General features: G+C 69.7%; 11 protein-coding genes. 6 read left to right on the top strand and 5 right to left on the bottom strand.

Translation table 11 applies throughout. The features are described 5' to 3' along the window. Positions 1–109: 109 nt before the first annotated feature. Positions 110–346: a DUF6296 family protein gene (locus N4G66_RS19685; protein ID WP_315903661.1), complete on the top strand. Its 237-nt coding sequence runs from the start codon at positions 110–112 to the stop codon at positions 344–346. Here N4G66_RS19685 and N4G66_RS19680 read toward each other — a convergent pair. Together N4G66_RS19680 and N4G66_RS19675 are read right to left on the bottom strand one after the other, a co-directional pair. Beyond that, complete coding sequence (locus N4G66_RS19680; protein WP_261705444.1) at positions 307–867, bottom strand: GNAT family N-acetyltransferase; 561 nt, start codon at positions 865–867, stop codon at positions 307–309. The genes N4G66_RS19685 and N4G66_RS19680 overlap by 40 nt on opposite strands. A 229-nt stretch (positions 868–1,096) precedes the next feature. Further along, complete coding sequence (locus N4G66_RS19675) at positions 1,097–3,379, bottom strand: MMPL family transporter (protein ID WP_261705443.1); 2,283 nt, start codon at positions 3,377–3,379, stop codon at positions 1,097–1,099. 246 nt (positions 3,380–3,625) lie between these two features. Here N4G66_RS19675 and N4G66_RS19670 point away from each other — a divergent pair, with 246 nt between their 5' ends. Together N4G66_RS19670 and N4G66_RS19665 are read left to right on the top strand one after the other, a co-directional pair. Further along, positions 3,626–4,477: an SMP-30/gluconolactonase/LRE family protein gene (locus N4G66_RS19670; protein ID WP_261705442.1), complete on the top strand. Its 852-nt coding sequence runs from the start codon at positions 3,626–3,628 to the stop codon at positions 4,475–4,477. A 508-nt stretch (positions 4,478–4,985) separates the two neighbouring features. Further along, complete coding sequence (locus tag N4G66_RS19665; protein WP_261705441.1) at positions 4,986–7,379, top strand: M4 family metallopeptidase; 2,394 nt, start codon at positions 4,986–4,988, stop codon at positions 7,377–7,379. Between the two features lie 82 nt (positions 7,380–7,461). Here N4G66_RS19665 and N4G66_RS19660 read toward each other — a convergent pair whose 3' ends face one another. Continuing rightward, positions 7,462–8,082: an L-threonylcarbamoyladenylate synthase gene (locus tag N4G66_RS19660; RefSeq protein WP_261705440.1), complete on the bottom strand. Its 621-nt coding sequence runs from the start codon at positions 8,080–8,082 to the stop codon at positions 7,462–7,464. 206 nt (positions 8,083–8,288) lie between these two features. Between N4G66_RS19660 and N4G66_RS19655 the strand changes: the two genes are divergently transcribed. After that, complete coding sequence (locus N4G66_RS19655; protein ID WP_261705439.1) at positions 8,289–9,362, top strand: NAD(P)H-dependent amine dehydrogenase family protein; 1,074 nt, start codon at positions 8,289–8,291, stop codon at positions 9,360–9,362. A 9-nt stretch (positions 9,363–9,371) separates the two neighbouring features. Then, positions 9,372–9,851: a carboxymuconolactone decarboxylase family protein gene (locus tag N4G66_RS19650; RefSeq protein ID WP_261705521.1), complete on the top strand. Its 480-nt coding sequence runs from the start codon at positions 9,372–9,374 to the stop codon at positions 9,849–9,851. Positions 9,852–9,920: 69 nt separating this feature from the next. Here N4G66_RS19650 and N4G66_RS19645 read toward each other — a convergent pair whose 3' ends face one another. After that, complete coding sequence (locus N4G66_RS19645; protein WP_261705438.1) at positions 9,921–11,564, bottom strand: GMC oxidoreductase; 1,644 nt, start codon at positions 11,562–11,564, stop codon at positions 9,921–9,923. Between the two features lie 250 nt (positions 11,565–11,814). Here N4G66_RS19645 and kstD point away from each other — a divergent pair, with 250 nt between their 5' ends. Next, on the top strand, positions 11,815–13,626 hold the full coding sequence (gene kstD, locus N4G66_RS19640; protein WP_261705437.1) for a 3-oxosteroid 1-dehydrogenase: 1,812 nt from the start codon (positions 11,815–11,817) through the stop codon (positions 13,624–13,626). 47 nt (positions 13,627–13,673) lie between these two features. Here kstD and N4G66_RS19635 read toward each other — a convergent pair whose 3' ends face one another. After that, positions 13,674–14,801, bottom strand: a complete 1,128-nt coding sequence (locus N4G66_RS19635; protein ID WP_261705436.1) for a PP2C family protein-serine/threonine phosphatase — start codon at positions 14,799–14,801, stop codon at positions 13,674–13,676. Positions 14,802–14,878: the final 77 nt, after the last annotated feature.

Below are 14,878 nucleotides of genomic sequence, written 5' to 3'. Positions count from 1 at the left end.
GTCACAGCGCTGGTCCGGCGCGGACGACGCTGCTCTCGCGGGCGTCTGGCCGCATGATGGGAGACGTATCTTTTCACCCGGATTTGTCGCTTCGGCGCGGGAGGCCCAGATGACGACCGTGGACCGCTACCGGCTGACCTTCACCCATCCCGGACCGGATTCGCGCATGGTGACGGATGAGGTGGTCGTCGAACGGACGACTGCCCACGGGCCGGGCGGCAACCCGGTGTACAGCGATCCCACCGGCATTCTCCGCGCCGAGATCAGCCCGGCCGGCGAGGTCCGCATGCTGGCCAGCGGCGCCTATCAGTCCCCGATCAACCCGGCCGCCGAACCGATTCCCTGACCGGCTGCTCGGCGCCCGGTCGGGAACGCTGCGTCGGAGGCCGGGAGGTCCAGCGCGAAGCGAAGGCCCGGGCGGCCGTTCAACTCGATGTCGCCGGTGACGAGGAACCCCGTGCGAGCCAGGACGGTCCGCGACCCGGCATTGTCGGCGGTCGTTCTGGCCCGCAGGGTTCTCAGGCCGTACTCGGTCGCGGCCAGGGCGCAGACCTCCCGCACGGCGGTCGTGGCGAGCCCCCGCCCGGCAGCCCGCTCGGCGACGCGGTACCCGAGTTCCGCCGAACCCTGCGCCACGGCGAACAGGTTGAAGCGCCCCAGCACCGCGCCGGCGCCGTCCACGACGAGATGGAAGAAGTCCAGCCCCGCATCCTGGTCGGCCAGCAGCTCGCGATGGCGGGCGTCGAACTCCGCGAAGTAGGCGTCGCCGCGGTCGGGGATCGACGCGGCGAAGTAGGCGCGGTTCTCCCGCTCGAACGCGAGCAGCGCGGGCGCGTGGTCGAGGCGGAGACGTTCGAGTCGGGGCATCCGGCCATGCTAAGGAGCCGGGCGGCCCCGGGCACTTGGATTTCTCCGCCGCGGTGGAGGTCCGGGCATCCGGCATTTCCCGATGCCGTAGGACCTGCGGCGCGTCCCTGAACGCACGCCATCGACGTCACGCGGGTCGTACGAAGGGGAGTGATGCGCGAACGCCCGTACGGCGATCCCCCGTCGGTGGCTGTCGGTGGCTGTCGGTGGCTGTCGGTGGCCGTCGGTGTCACCCGGTGGCCGGAGGGCCCGTGGGATTCGGGACGGCCGAGGCGGGTTCGCCCTCCGGGTCGATGTGCGGGAGGATCCGGTCCAGCCAGCGCGGTGTCCACCAGGCGTGTTCCCCGAGCAGGGTCATCACGGCCGGCACGAGCAGGAGCCGTACGACCGTCGCGTCGATCAGGACGCTCACGGAGAGTCCGAGTCCGAGCATCTTGACCACGATGTTGTCGCTCACGATGAACGCCGCGAAGACGCTCACCATGATCAGGGCCGCGCAGGTGATCACCCGGGCGGTGATCTCCAGGGCGTGCGCGACGCTGCCCTTCGCGTCCCCGGTGCGCAGCCAGAACTCGTGGACCCGCGACAGCAGGAAGATCTCGTAGTCCATGCTGAGCCCGAAGATGATCGCGAACATCATCATCGGCACATAGCTCTCGATGGGCACCTTGCCCGACACACCGAGCGCAGGCCCGCCCCAGCCCCACTGGAAGACGGCGACGACGACACCGTACGAAGCGGCGATGGACAGCACGTTGAGGACCGCCGCCTTCAACGCGACGAGCAGCCCGCGGAAGACGATCAGGATGATGATGAAGGCGAGCGCGACCACCACGAGGATGATGAGGGGCAGCCGGCTGGAGACGATGTTGCGGAAGTCGACCTGGGCGGCCGTGGTGCCGGTGACGTAGCCCTTGGCGGTGGTGCCGGACACGGCCTGCGGCAGTGTGGTGTCGACCAGACGGTTCGTCAGGTCGGTGGTGTCCTGGTTCTGCGGAGACACTTTGGAGAAGACGGTGCCCACCAGCACGTCCCCGTCCTGGGTGGCCGTCAGCTGCGTGACCGCGGCCGCCCCCGACACGCCGTCGATCGTCTTCTGCGCCTGCGACGCCAGCGCGGAACGCTTGTCGGACGGAACGTCGGTCTGGTCGATGACGACGGTCAACGGCCCGTTGGAGCCGGGTCCGAAGGAGTCCGACATGATGTCGAACGCCCGTCGGTCCGTGAACGAGGTGGGGTCCGCGCCGTCGCCGATGTGCCCGAGCTGGATGGTGAACAGCGGGATGGCCAGCACCAGCACCGTGAAGAGGCCGCCGGACAGGAACCGCCAGGGATGCCGCTGCACACGCAGCGCGTAGCGGTGCCAGGTGCCGTGCGCGGGCGTCCCGGGCTCGGCGTCCGTCTCCGCGACCGGCTTGCGCAGGTGATAGCGGTCGATGCGCTTGCCGACGAGCCCGAGCAGGGCGGGTACGAGGGTCAGCGCACCGGCGACGGCCGAGACGACCGTCACGGCCGCCGCGAGCCCGAGTTTGCTGATGAAGGAGACACCGGAGACGGACAGCCCGGCCAGCGCGATGATCACCGTGCAGCCGGAGACGAGGACGGCCCGCCCACTGGTGGTGGTGGCCCGGCCCGCCGCCCGCACCGGATCGGCGCCGTCGATGAGGTTCTGCCGGTGACGGGTGATCAGGAACAGGGCGTAGTCGATGCCGACGCCCAGTCCGATCATGGTGGCGAGCGTCGGGGACACCGTCGCGAAGGTGAAAGCGGCGGCCAGCAGGCCGAGACAGGCCAGGCCGCCCACCACGCTGATCAGGGCGCTCACCAGCGGCAGACCCGCCGCGATGACGCTGCCGAATCCGACGAGCAGGACGACGATCGCCACCGCGAAGCCGATGGCCTCGCTGATCCGATCGTTCGCCGCGGGTCGGGCCAGTTCTCCCAGCGGGCCGCCGTACTCGACGTCGACGCCCGCCGCCCGGAGCGGCTGCACGGCACTGTCCACACCGTGGAGGTAGTCGTCGCCGAGGGTCGAGGGCTGCACATTGAAGCGGACGGTGATGTAGCCGGTCTTCCCGTCGGTGGACAGCGGTCCGACGTTCGGCTGCTGGGACTGCCCCGAGGGCGGCTGCGAGCCGGGCGGCGGAAGCGGATTCTGCGCGGACAGGACGTGCGGCAGCTTCTGCAGATCGCCGACCGTCTGGCTCATCTGGGAACTCAGCGACGTCAGGGGCTTCTGCGTGTCGCGCAGCACGACCTGGCTGCTGTAACCGCCGGCCGCCGGATCGTGCTTCTTGAGAACGTCCAGGCCTTCGGTGGACTGCACTCCGGGAAGCGTGAAATTGTCCGAGTACTCTCCGCCGAACGAGCGGTTCAGTGTCTGCAGCGCGGCGAGCGCGACGAGCCAGGCCACGATGACGATCACGAAATGGCGGGCGCACCATTCACCCAGCCGCTGCAGTCTCCCGGGCTTGCTCCGCCCGCTCCCCGAAGTGGCTTGTGTCGCAGACATGCGCTGCTCCTGCTGGAAGACGACACCTCCGACTTCGTCATTAAACGACGTGACGATCATCGCGGCCCGGCGAGAGCCGGGGCGAGGCCACCCGAACCCGGACGGGTGGGGCACGGCCCCCGGCCTCTTCGCCGTCAGCCGGCGGGGAGGTGTCGATCCGGCCGGTGCCCGTTCGTTCAGTCAGTGGGACACCGGTGCGTAGCCGGTGCTGAGCCGGTGCTGAGCCGGTACGGAGCGAAGGCAGTGATGAGGATGTACGAGGTACGGACGCTGCTCGAAGGGCATGGGCTGGTCGAGTCGCCGCGCTGGCACGGGGACCGGCTGTACTTCTCCGACTGGACCGCGGGCGAGGTCATCGCCCTCGATCCGGCGGCCGGTCACAGTGAGGTGGTCGCACGGGTGGCGTCGCTGCCACTGTGCACCGACCGCCTCCCCGACGGCCGCATGCTGATCGTCTCCTCGGCGGAGGGCCTGCTGCTCCGCCGGGAACCCGACGGCTCCCTGGCCACGTACGCGGACCTGGGCCGGCCCGGCTGGAACGACATCGTGGTCGACGGCCGCGGAAACACCTACGTCAACCGGGCCGACTTCGACCCGATGACGGGAGAGGCGGCAAAGCCGGGCTCCGTCTCGCTGGTCACCCCGGACGGCGTGGTCCGCCAGGTGGCCGACGACATCGCGTTCCCCAACGGGATGGCCGTGACGCCCGACGGTTCCGCGCTGATCGTCGCCGACTCCTACCGGCACAGCCTCGTCGCCTTCGACATCGGCGCGGACGGCACTCTGTCGGGCCGCCGCGTCTGGGCCGACCTGGGAGAGGGAACCCCGGACGGCATCTGCGTCGACGCACACAACGCCGTCTGGTACGCCGATGTACCGGGGCGCTGCTGTGTGCGCGTCGCCGAGGGCGGTGCCGTGCTGGACCGGGTCGACCTCGACCGCGGCGGCTTCGCCTGTGTGCTGGGCGGCCACGACAGGCGGACGCTGTTCATCGTGGCCGCCACCTGGCGCGGTATGACGGAGTCCGAGATGGTGACACCCGGCTCCGGACAGGTACTCGCCACGCGGGTCGAGGTGCCGGGAGCGGGCCGGCCCTGAGGCGGTTGCCCGGCGGTACTCCAACAGGGATGCGGCCGCGGGCAGTTCGGGAAAGTCATGGTTCGGGGAGGTGACGTCGGGTGCTTCGGGGGGCGTGGTTCGGGGAGGTGACGTCGGGTGCCTTGGGGGGGCGTGGTTCGGGGAGGTGACGTCGGGCGGTTCGGGTGCGCGCCCGGGGTGGAGCGCAGGGCGGTTCGGAGAGCAACTCCCATCCAGTGGAAGCGAGTTCGGCGGCAGCCGTGAGCCGATCGTCGGCGTTGCCACCCGGGTGGCAGGGTGCGAGGCGGGGGTTTCGGGACGCGGGCGTAGGGATAACCCTCGATTGGCAGCAAGCGCATGTCATGCCTGGGTCAAGAATGCGATCCTTCCTCCACCTGTAGGGCAGGTGCCCCACGCCTGCCCTCGGTCGCGTTCCCGCACGCCCCTGCTCAGCTCTTCCCGGACAGCACATCCCGTCTGCCCGGTCTGTCACCGGCCGCCGACCGCGGCCGAAGCAGTAGGAGTACGAGTGAGACGTTTCCCCCGTCAGGCGACTGCGGCCGGAGCCCTGGTGGCCACCGCCGCGTTCCTGGCCGTCGGTATACAGACGGTCCCGGCAGTCGCCAAGCCCGCCCCCCACACAACCCCCCTGCGCACCGGGGGACTTGAGGCCAAGCTCACCCCGGCCCAGCACGTGGCGCTGCTGACGAAGGCATCGAAGCAGACCACGGCGACCGCCGGCACCCTCGGCCTCGGCTCGAAGGAGAAGCTGGTCGTCAAGGACGTCGTCAAGGACAACGACGGCACCCTGCACACCCGTTACGAGCGCACCTACGCCGGCCTCCCGGTGCTCGGCGGCGACATCGTCGTCCACACCCCGCCTGCCTCGCAGGCCACCGGCACGGTGAGCACGACCTTCAACAACAAGCACACCATCAAGGTCGCGAGCACCACCGCGACGTTCACCAAGGACGCCGCCGCGGCCAAGGCGCTCACGGTGGCCAAGTCGCTCAAGGCGGAGAAGCCCGCCACCGACAGCGCCCGCAAGGTCATCTGGGCGGGCATCGGCACACCCAGGCTCGCCTGGGAGACCGTGATCAGCGGATTCCAGGACGACGGCACGCCAAGCAAGCTGCACGTCATCACCGACGCCACCACCGGCAAGGAACTCACGCGGTACGAGGGCATCGAGACCGGCACCGGCAACACCCAGTACAGCGGCACGGTCACGCTGAACACCACGCTGTCCGGCTCGACGTACCAGCTGACCGACTCCACCCGCGGCGGTCACAAGACGTACTCGCTGAACAACGGCACCTCCGGCACCGGCACCCTGATGACCGACTCCGACGACGTCTGGGGCACCGGCGCGGGCTCCAACACCCAGACCGCCGGCGCGGACGCCGCCTACGGCGCCCAGATGACCTGGGACTTCTACAAGAACACCTTCGGGCGCAGCGGCATCAAGAACGACGGCGTCGCCGCCTACTCGCGCGTCCACTACAGCTCGGCGTACGTCAACGCCTTCTGGGACGACAGCTGCTTCTGCATGACGTACGGCGACGGCACCAGCAGCACCCACGCGCTGACCTCGCTGGACGTCGCGGGCCACGAGATGAGCCACGGTGTCACCTCCAACACCGCGGGTCTGAACTACACCGGTGAGTCCGGCGGTCTCAACGAGGCGACCTCCGACATCTTCGGCACCGGCGTGGAGTTCTACGCCAACAACTCGACCGACGTGGGCGACTACCTCATCGGCGAGAAGATCAACATCAACGGCGACGGCACACCGCTGCGTTACATGGACAAGCCGAGCAAGGACGGCGGCTCCGCGGACAGTTGGTACTCCGGCGTCGGCAACCTCGACGTCCACTATTCATCGGGTCCCGCGAACCACATGTTCTACCTGCTCTCCGAGGGCAGCGGCACCAAGGTCATCAACGGCACCACGTACACCAGCTCGACCTCCGACGGCGTGGCCGTCGCGGGCATCGGCCGGGCCGCGGCCCTGCAGATCTGGTACAAGGCGCTCACGACGTACATGACGTCGACCACCAACTACGCGGGTGCCCGTACCGCCGCGCTGAGCGCCGCTACGGCGCTGTACGGTTCCAGCTCCGCCCAGTACGCGGGTGTGGCGAACGCCTTCGCCGGCATCGCCGTCGGCAGCCACGTCACCCCGCCGACCAGCGGTGTGACCGTCACCAACCCGGGCAGCCAGGCCTCCACCGTCGGCACGGCGGTCAGCCTGCAGATCTCGGCCAGCAGCACCAACACCGGCTCCCTGACCTACGCCGCGTCCGGTCTGCCGGCCGGCCTGTCGATCAGCAGCTCGACGGGCGCCATCACCGGCACGCCGACCACCGCGGGGACGTACAGCACGACCGTCACCGTGACCGACAGCACCGGGGCGACGGGCACCGCTTCCTTCACCTGGACGGTCAGTACCTCAGGTGGCGGTGGCACCTGCACCTCGGCGCAGCTGCTCGGCAACCCGGGCTTCGAGTCGGGCAACACGACCTGGACCGCGTCCAGCGGGGTCATCACGACGGACACCGGCGAGGCGGCCCACGGCGGCTCGTACAAGGCGTGGATGAACGGCTACGGCTCGACCCACACCGACACGCTGTCCCAGTCGGTGGCCGTGCCCAGCGGCTGCAAGGCCACGCTGACGTTCTACCTGCACATCGACACGGCCGAGACGACCACCAGCTCCGCGTACGACAAGCTGACGGTCACGGCCGGATCGACCACGCTGGCGACCTACTCCAACCTCAACAAGGCCACCGGCTACACGCAGAAGACGTTCGACCTGTCCTCCTTCGCCGGTTCGACCGTCGCGCTCAAGTTCAGCGGCGTCGAGGACTCCTCGCTCCAGACCAGCTTCGTCGTGGATGACACCGCCCTGACGACCAGCTGACCGGCACCACCCGACTCCCCCCACACGGCCGCGACGTGGGTCCCCCGCAAGGGCGACCCACGTCGCGGCGCCGTTTCGGGGCCTACGCGAACCGGGAGGGGTCACCCGCTCCGATGCGTACGACCTCGGGCTCGGAGCCGGAGAAGTCGATGACGGTCGTCGGCTCGGTGCCGCAGTCGCCGGAGTCGATGACGGCGTCCACCACGTGATCGAGGCGGTCCTTGATCTCCCAGCCCTGGGTCAGCGGCTTGTCCTCCTCCGGCAGGAGCAGGGTGCTCGACAGGAGCGGCTCGCCGAGTTCGGCCAGGATCGCCTGGGCGACGGCATGGTCCGGAATCCTCACCCCGACGGTCTTCTTCTTCGGGTGCAGCAGTCTGCGCGGAGCCTCCTTCGTCGCCGGCAGGATGAAGGTGTAACTGCCCGGAGTCGCCGCCTTGACCGTGCGGAAGACCGCGTTGTCGATCCGTACGAAGTGCCCCAGCTGCGCGAAGTCCTCACACATCAGAGTGAAGTGGTGCCGCTCGTCCAGCTGGCGGATCGAGCGGATGCGGTCGATCCCGTCCCGGTTGCCGAGCGCGCAGCCGAGTGCGAAACAGGAGTCCGTCGGGTAGACGATCAGCCCGCCGCTGCGGACGATCTCCGCCACCTGGCTGATGATGCGCCGCTGCGGGTTCTCCGGGTGAACGTCGAAGTACTTGGCCATGCTTCGAGCTTAGGGGCTCACCCCGGTGACACCCGCCGAGCCGCACCCGGTCACCATCGGATGGGCCGCGCCCCGGCACCCGTGCCCGGCACCAACGGTGTCCCGCCGTGCGCCCGGGGACACCTTCGCCGTTGGTTTCGCGCCGGGAATCTTTTCCCCGGTCACGGCTATAGGAACCTCGAGGCCGTCTCGCTACTCTCCGCCGCATGATTTCCACGGTGGTCTGGGGTACCGGCAATGTCGGCCGCGCGGCCATCCGCGCCGTCGAGGCCCACCCGAAGCTGAAACTCGCGGCCGTGCTGGTCCACGACCCGGGCAAGGTCGGCCGCGACGCGGGCGAGCTCGCCGGTCTCGACCACGGTCTCGGCGTCGCGGCGAGCGACGACATCGACGCGGTTCTGGCCGCGGGCCCCGGAGCCGTGGTCTACGCGGCCACCGGCGACATCCGCCCCGACGAGGCCCTCGCCGACATCGGCAGGGCCGTCCGGGCCGGTGCGGTGGTCGTCACGCCCGCCCTCTATCCGCTCTACGACCAGCGCAACGCCCCGCCGGAGTTCCGGGACCCCGTGCTCGCCGCCATCGCGGACGGCGGCGGCTCCCTGTTCGTCTCCGGAGTCGATCCGGGCTGGGGCAATGACGTCCTGCCCCTGCTGATCAGCGGTCTCGGCACCACGGTCGACGCCATCCGCTGCCAGGAGATCTTCGACTACTCCACGTACGAACAGGAGGAATCCGTAAGGTACTTGGTCGGTATGGGGCAGCCGATGGACTACGAGCCGCTGATGCTCGCCCCGTCGATCCCGACCATGGTGTGGGGCGGCCAGATACGGCTCATGGCGCGGGCTCTCGGCGTCGAACTCGACGACATCCGCGAGACGATGGAGCGGCGCCCGCTCACGGACACGGTGCGCACCCGCACCATGGGCGAGTTCGCGGCCGGCACCCAGGGCGCCGTGCGTTTCGAGGTGCAGGGGATCGTCGGGGGAGAGCCCCGGATCGTCATCGAGCACGTCACCCGCATCCACGCGTCCTGCGCACCGGACTGGCCGGTGCCGCCCGACGGGGACGGCGCCCACCGCGTGATCATCGAGGGCCGCCCGCGCATCGAGGTCACCGTCGCGGCCACCGACGAGGGCGAGAACCGCTCCGCCGGCGGAAACGCCACCGCGGTGGGCCGCCTGGTCGGCGCCATCGACTGGCTGGTGGACGCGGAACCAGGCCTCTACGACGCACTCGACGTCCCGCTGCGCCCCGCAGTCGGCCGACTCGGAAGGAAGTGACCCATGACCCTGCACATCGACATTCCCGAGGGACAGGAACCGATCGGATACGTGTGGGGCGAGATGGTGCCAGGCATCGGCATGGCCGCCGCGAACTTCTCCCTGTCGGTGTACGAGCACACGACGCTGGGCCTGCGCGAGTTCGAGGCCGCGCGCCTGCGCATCGCGCAGATCAACGGGTGCCTGTTCTGCCTCGACTGGCGTACGGAGCGGGACGGCCGGAAGGTCGAGGAGGAGTTCGCGGACGCGGTGACCCAGTGGCGTACCACCGACGTCTTCGACGACCGCGCGCGGCTGGCCGCCGAGTACGCCGAGCGGTACGCCCTGGATCACCACGGTCTTGACGAGGAGTTCTGGACGCGGATGACCGCGCTGTACAGCCAGCGGGAGATCGTGGAGCTGACCATGAGCATCGGCTCGTGGCTGGCGTTCGGCCGGCTCAACCATGTGCTGGGCCTGGACGCCGTGTGCGTGCTGCCGACCCACTGAGCGGATCCGGGCCGCACGGCGTACGCGGCCCACTGAGCGGATCCGGGCCGCACGGGCGGCCCGGACTCGCTAGAGGTCGACGGCGATGATGTTCTCGATGTTCCGCTCGGCGAGGGCCGTGATGGTGACGAACGGATTGACGCTGGTGTTGCCGGGAATCAGCGCGCCGTCGATGACGTACAGGCCCGAATAGCCGCGCAGACGGCCGTAGTTGTCGGTGGCCTTGTTGAGCACGGCGCCACCGAGCGGGTGGTACGTGAGGTGGTCGCCCCAGATCTTGTACACGCCGAACAGATCGGTCCGGTAGATCGTCCCCTCCTTCGCGTTGATCTTGTCGAAGATCGACTTGGCCATGTCGATGCCGGGCTGCTTCCAGGCGGTCTGCCAGTTGAGGTCGACGGTGCCGGTGGCGGCGTTCCAGGAGAACTGGGCGCGGTTCGGGTTCTTCGTGATGGACAGGTAGAACGACGCGTAGGTCTCGATGCCGGTGGGCAGCGGCGCCACCTCGGCGAACGCGCCGCCCGCGGTCCAGTTGTCGATGCCGCCGCAGGGGATGCTTGCCTGGAGCGCGCCCGTGGGATCCCACAGATGGTTGGCCCGGCCGCACATGACGTTGCCGTTGTCGCCCCAGCCCTGGCCGATCTCGCCGTTGAGGCCGGGCAGCGCGCCGGTTGCCTTCAGCTTGACCAGGAGCTTGCTGGTTCCGACGCTTCCGGCCGCGAAGAACACCCGGTCCGCGGTCACCGTCTTGGAGGCCGTGGCGTCGCCGTTGGTGTTGAGCTGGTCGATCAGGACCGTGTAGCCCCCGCCGGCCGCGGGTGCGACCGAAGTGACCTTGTGCAGCGGTGAGATGGTGACCTTGCCGGTGGCCGCGGCCTGGGCGAGATAGGTCTTCTGCAGGGACTTCTTGCCGTAGTTGTTGCCGTAGAGGATCTCCCCGGCGAGTGCCGACTTGGTGGCCGTGCCGGCCGCCTCCTGTTTCATGTAGTCCCAGTCGTACACGTCGGGCACGAAGACGAACGGGAAGCCGGAACGCTGGGCCTGCTTACGGCCGACCCGTGCGTACTGGTAGCAGTCGGTGGTGTCGAACCACGCCGGGTCGATGAGACCGACGCCGAGCGCGGCGTTGGCGCGCGGATAGTAGGTCGCGTACATCTCGTCGGCGTTCACCGACGGGAGGATGGCGCCGAAGTTCTCCCGTTTGGGGGTGACCGCCATGCCTCCGTTGACCAGCGATCCGCCGCCGACGCCGCGGCCCTGGTACACGATGATCTGGCCCATCTCCTCGGCGTCCAGGATCCCCGTGTAGCGGGGGATGTCCTTGTCGATGGGGAAGCCGAGGAAGTTGCTGAGGGGCTGCTTGGTCCTGGTGCGCAGCCAGTACGAACGCTGGTCCGGGCTGGTCGTGTTGGCGAAGATCTTGCCGTCCGAGCCCGGTGTGTCCCAGGCCATGCCCATCTCGACCATCTGCACGTCGACGCCCGCCTGGGCGAGACGCAGGGCGGCGACGGAACCGCCGTATCCGGTGCCGATCACCAGGACCGGGACGTGTGCTCCGGAAGGGATCGACGAGGCCGCCGTCGCGATCCGAGCCGGGGCCGCGACGGCGCGGCCGGCGAGGGTCACCGCTCCAAGAATAGAACCTGTTCCAGCAATGAATCGTCGGCGCGAGACACCCCTGGAATCCTCGTTGTGCTGGTTGATGTCACCCATGTGACACTCCTCACTCTCGATGAGTGGGAACAGGTTCTACTGTTACTGGCTTGTTAAGTCACTACATACCGGTTGGTAACTTCTGTCCGATCTTGGGGTGATCGGCGAGGTCTGATCCGCTTGCCCTTGACTTCACAAGACCCTCGCGCGACATTTCCTGACGCTGCATCAGAACCGGTACGGCGGGGGCCTGTCGGCTCCCGGAGCACGGAACGCCTCCCATTCCCTCGCCCTGCTGGAGCGCCCTGCCATGTCCCCGAACGCGGACCCCGCCAGACGTACCGACTCCTTCTCGGCACCCGGCCCGTCACGGCGCCGGGTGCTCGGCGCGGCCACGGGCGCCTCACTCGCGCTCGCGGCCGGTGTCGCCGGAGCCGCGGTCGGAACCGGAACCGCCGAGGCGGCCGACCTGCTCCCGCTCGGTACGTACGACGTCGTCGTGGTCGGCTCGGGAGCCGCCGGGATGACCGCGGCGCTGACCGCCGCGAAACACGGACTGAGCTGTGTCGTCCTGGAGAAGGCGGCCACCTTCGGAGGCTCGGCGGCACGCTCCGGCGCGGGCATCTGGATCCCCAACAATCCGGTGATCCTCGCCGCCGGGGTCCCCGACACCCCGGCGAAGGCCGCCGCCTACCTCGCCGCCGTGGTCGGCCCGGACGTCTCCGCCGACCGACGCCAGGCCTTCCTCGGCAACGGACCGGCCATGATCTCCTTCGTCATGGCCAACAGCCCGCTGCGCTTCCGCTGGATGGAGGGATACAGCGACTACTACCCCGAGCTTCCCGGCGGTCTCCCGGGCGGCCGCTCCATGGAGCCCGACCAGCTCGACGGCACCATCCTCGGAGCCGAACTCGCCCACCTGAACCCGGCGTACATGGCGGTCCCGGCCGGCATGGTCGTCTTCAGCGCCGACTACAAATGGCTCACCCTCGCAGCGGTGAGCGCGAAGGGCGCGGCCGTCGCCACCGAGTGCCTGACCCGGGGCACCAACGCGGCGCTGCTCGGCCAGAAGCCGCTGACCATGGGCCAGTCGCTCGCGGCCGGGCTGCGCGCGGGCCTGCTCACCGCCCAGGTCCCGGTGTGGCTGAACACCCCGCTGTCCGACCTGTTCGTGGAAGGCGGCGCCGTCACCGGCGCGGTGGTCACTCAGAACGGCACGTCCGGCCTGGTCAGGGCCCGGCGCGGGGTCATCGTCGGGTCCGGCGGCTTCGAGCACAACGCGGCCATGCGCGCCGAGTTCCAGCGGCAGCCCATCGGGACCGCCTGGACGGTGGGCGCCAAGGAGAACACCGGCGACGGCATCCAGGCGGGCCGACGCGTGGGGGCGGCGCTGGACCTGATGGACGACGCGTGGTGGGGTCCGGCCATTCCGCTGCCCGGCCAGCCCTACTTCTGCCTCGCCGAACGCACGCTGCCCGGCGGCCTGCTGGTCAACGCCGCCGGAGCGCGCTTCGTCAACGAGGCCGGGCCCTACAGCGACGTCGTGCACACCATGTACGACCGCAACCCGAGTGCTCCGGACATCCCGGCATGGCTGGTCGTCGACCAGAACTACCGCAACCGCTACCTGTTCAAGGACATTGCGCCGACGTTCACGTTCCCCGACTCCTGGTACACCTCCGGCGCCGCGTACAAGGCGTGGACCCTGGACGACCTCGCCGGCCGGATCGGCGTCCCCGCGGCCGCCCTGCGCACCACCGTCAGCCGCTTCAACAGCCTGGCCCTGAGCGGCACGGACACGGACTTCCACCGCGGCGACAGCGTCTACGACCACTACTACACGGACCCCGCGATCCTCCCCGACTCCTGTCTCGCCCCCCTGTGGCTCCCGCCGTTCCACGCCTTCAGGATCGTCCCGGGCGACCTCGGCACCAAGGGGGGTCTGCGCACCGACGCTCGCGCACGCGTCCTGCGCCCGGACGGCACGGTGATCCCCGGCCTGTACGCGGCGGGCAACGCCAGCGCGGCCGTCATGGGCCACAGCTACGCCGGAGCGGGGTCGACGATCGGTCCCGCGATGACCTTCGGGTACATCGCGGCGCTGGACATCGCGGCGACCTGACGGGGCGGGGCGGGGGCGGGGTACGGACCCGCCACCGTCTCAAGCCGTCAGCCGATCTCGCCGTCGGCGGCGTTCTCCTCGCTTCGGAGCCGTGGCGTCAGGACCAGGATGGAGACGTCGTCGCGGATCGAGGGGCAGAACTCGACGAGGTCCTGCCATACGCGGTCGACGAGCGCGTCCGAGGGCTCCTCGGCGAACGCGGCCAGCCGATCCGGCAACGGGTAGAAGGCGCCGGCCTGATCCCGGCTCTCACTCACACCGTCCGAGGCCAGGAACAGCCGGTCGCCGGGCTCCAGGTCGACGGTGCGGCCCCGCGGTGGGGACAGTTCGAAGAACCCCAGCCCCAGTGGGGCCCCCGGCTCGGTGTCGAGTTCGAGGGCCTTCGTACCGCGCAACAACAGCGGGTAGGGGTGCCCGCAGGACACCAGCCGCACCGTATCGGTGCCGGGCGGGAACTCCAGGAGCAGCGCGGTGGCGAACAACTCGGCGTGATCGACCCCCGCGGAGTCCACCACCAGCCTGCGATCGAGCCGCGCGGCCGCCGCCTCCAGATCGCGCTGGTCCAGCACCGTTTCCCGGAACGCCCCGAGAAGCGAGGCGACCGTCCCCACGGCCGACAGTCCGTGTCCCTGTACGTCGCCCATCACGGCCCGGACCCCGAAGGGACCGTCGCGTACGTCGAAGAAGTCGCCGCCGACCAGCGTCTCCCCCTGGGCGGCCCGGTACAGCCCCACGCAGCTGACAAACCCGACACGGTCGGGCAGCGGTGGCAGAACCGCGAGCTGGGCGGCCTCCGCCACCGACCGCACGGTGACCAGATGCGCGTCCCGGCGGCTGCGGACGAGGGCCACGAACACGCTGAGCACGGCGATGAAGCTGATGGTGAGGAGGTCCGCGTTGCCCGGATGGTTGAGCTGCAGGCTGGGGATGGTCAGCAGGAACACGACGACCGCGCCGAAGGCCGCCGTCGCCATGGGCCCGTAGGAGAGGACGGCCAGGGAGGGGATGGCGCCGAGCAGGAAGCCGATGTCCAGCGAGTGACTGCTCACGAGCTCACTGACGCAGACCCCTATCAGGAGGACCGGCGGAAGCAGCCGTACCCAGCGCGGAGGGGGCGAGCCGCGCAGCCATCCCCGGTGGTCGTCCCGCTGACCGGGCGCGGCCTTCGTGGCCATGGCACTCCTCCTTCAGCCACCACGCTCCCTCATTCCGTGCCGCGGCGCATTCCGGTCGGCCGCGCGGAGAGCCCCGC

It is taken from the genome of Streptomyces rhizosphaerihabitans, assembly GCF_025399795.1.
GTDB classification, from domain to species: domain Bacteria; phylum Actinomycetota; class Actinomycetes; order Streptomycetales; family Streptomycetaceae; genus Streptomyces; species Streptomyces rhizosphaerihabitans.
The sequence above is the reverse complement of the archived record's forward strand: the minus strand, read 5'-3'. Positions and strand labels throughout refer to the sequence as shown.

Bases quoted from the DNA above. Each gene is read 5' to 3' on its own strand.
- N4G66_RS19685 (WP_315903661.1), top strand. From the start codon at position 110: ATGACGACCGTGGACCGCTACCGGCTGACCTTCACCCATCCCGGACCG.
- N4G66_RS19680 (WP_261705444.1), bottom strand. From the start codon at position 867: ATGCCCCGACTCGAACGTCTCCGCCTCGACCACGCGCCCGCGCTGCTC.
- N4G66_RS19675 (WP_261705443.1), bottom strand. From the start codon at position 3,379: ATGTCTGCGACACAAGCCACTTCGGGGAGCGGGCGGAGCAAGCCCGGG.
- N4G66_RS19670 (WP_261705442.1), top strand. From the start codon at position 3,626: ATGAGGATGTACGAGGTACGGACGCTGCTCGAAGGGCATGGGCTGGTC.
- N4G66_RS19660 (WP_261705440.1), bottom strand. From the start codon at position 8,082: ATGGCCAAGTACTTCGACGTTCACCCGGAGAACCCGCAGCGGCGCATC.
- N4G66_RS19655 (WP_261705439.1), top strand. From the start codon at position 8,289: ATGATTTCCACGGTGGTCTGGGGTACCGGCAATGTCGGCCGCGCGGCC.
- N4G66_RS19645 (WP_261705438.1), bottom strand. From the start codon at position 11,564: ATGGGTGACATCAACCAGCACAACGAGGATTCCAGGGGTGTCTCGCGC.
- kstD (WP_261705437.1), top strand. From the start codon at position 11,815: ATGTCCCCGAACGCGGACCCCGCCAGACGTACCGACTCCTTCTCGGCA.
- N4G66_RS19635 (WP_261705436.1), bottom strand. From the start codon at position 14,801: ATGGCCACGAAGGCCGCGCCCGGTCAGCGGGACGACCACCGGGGATGG.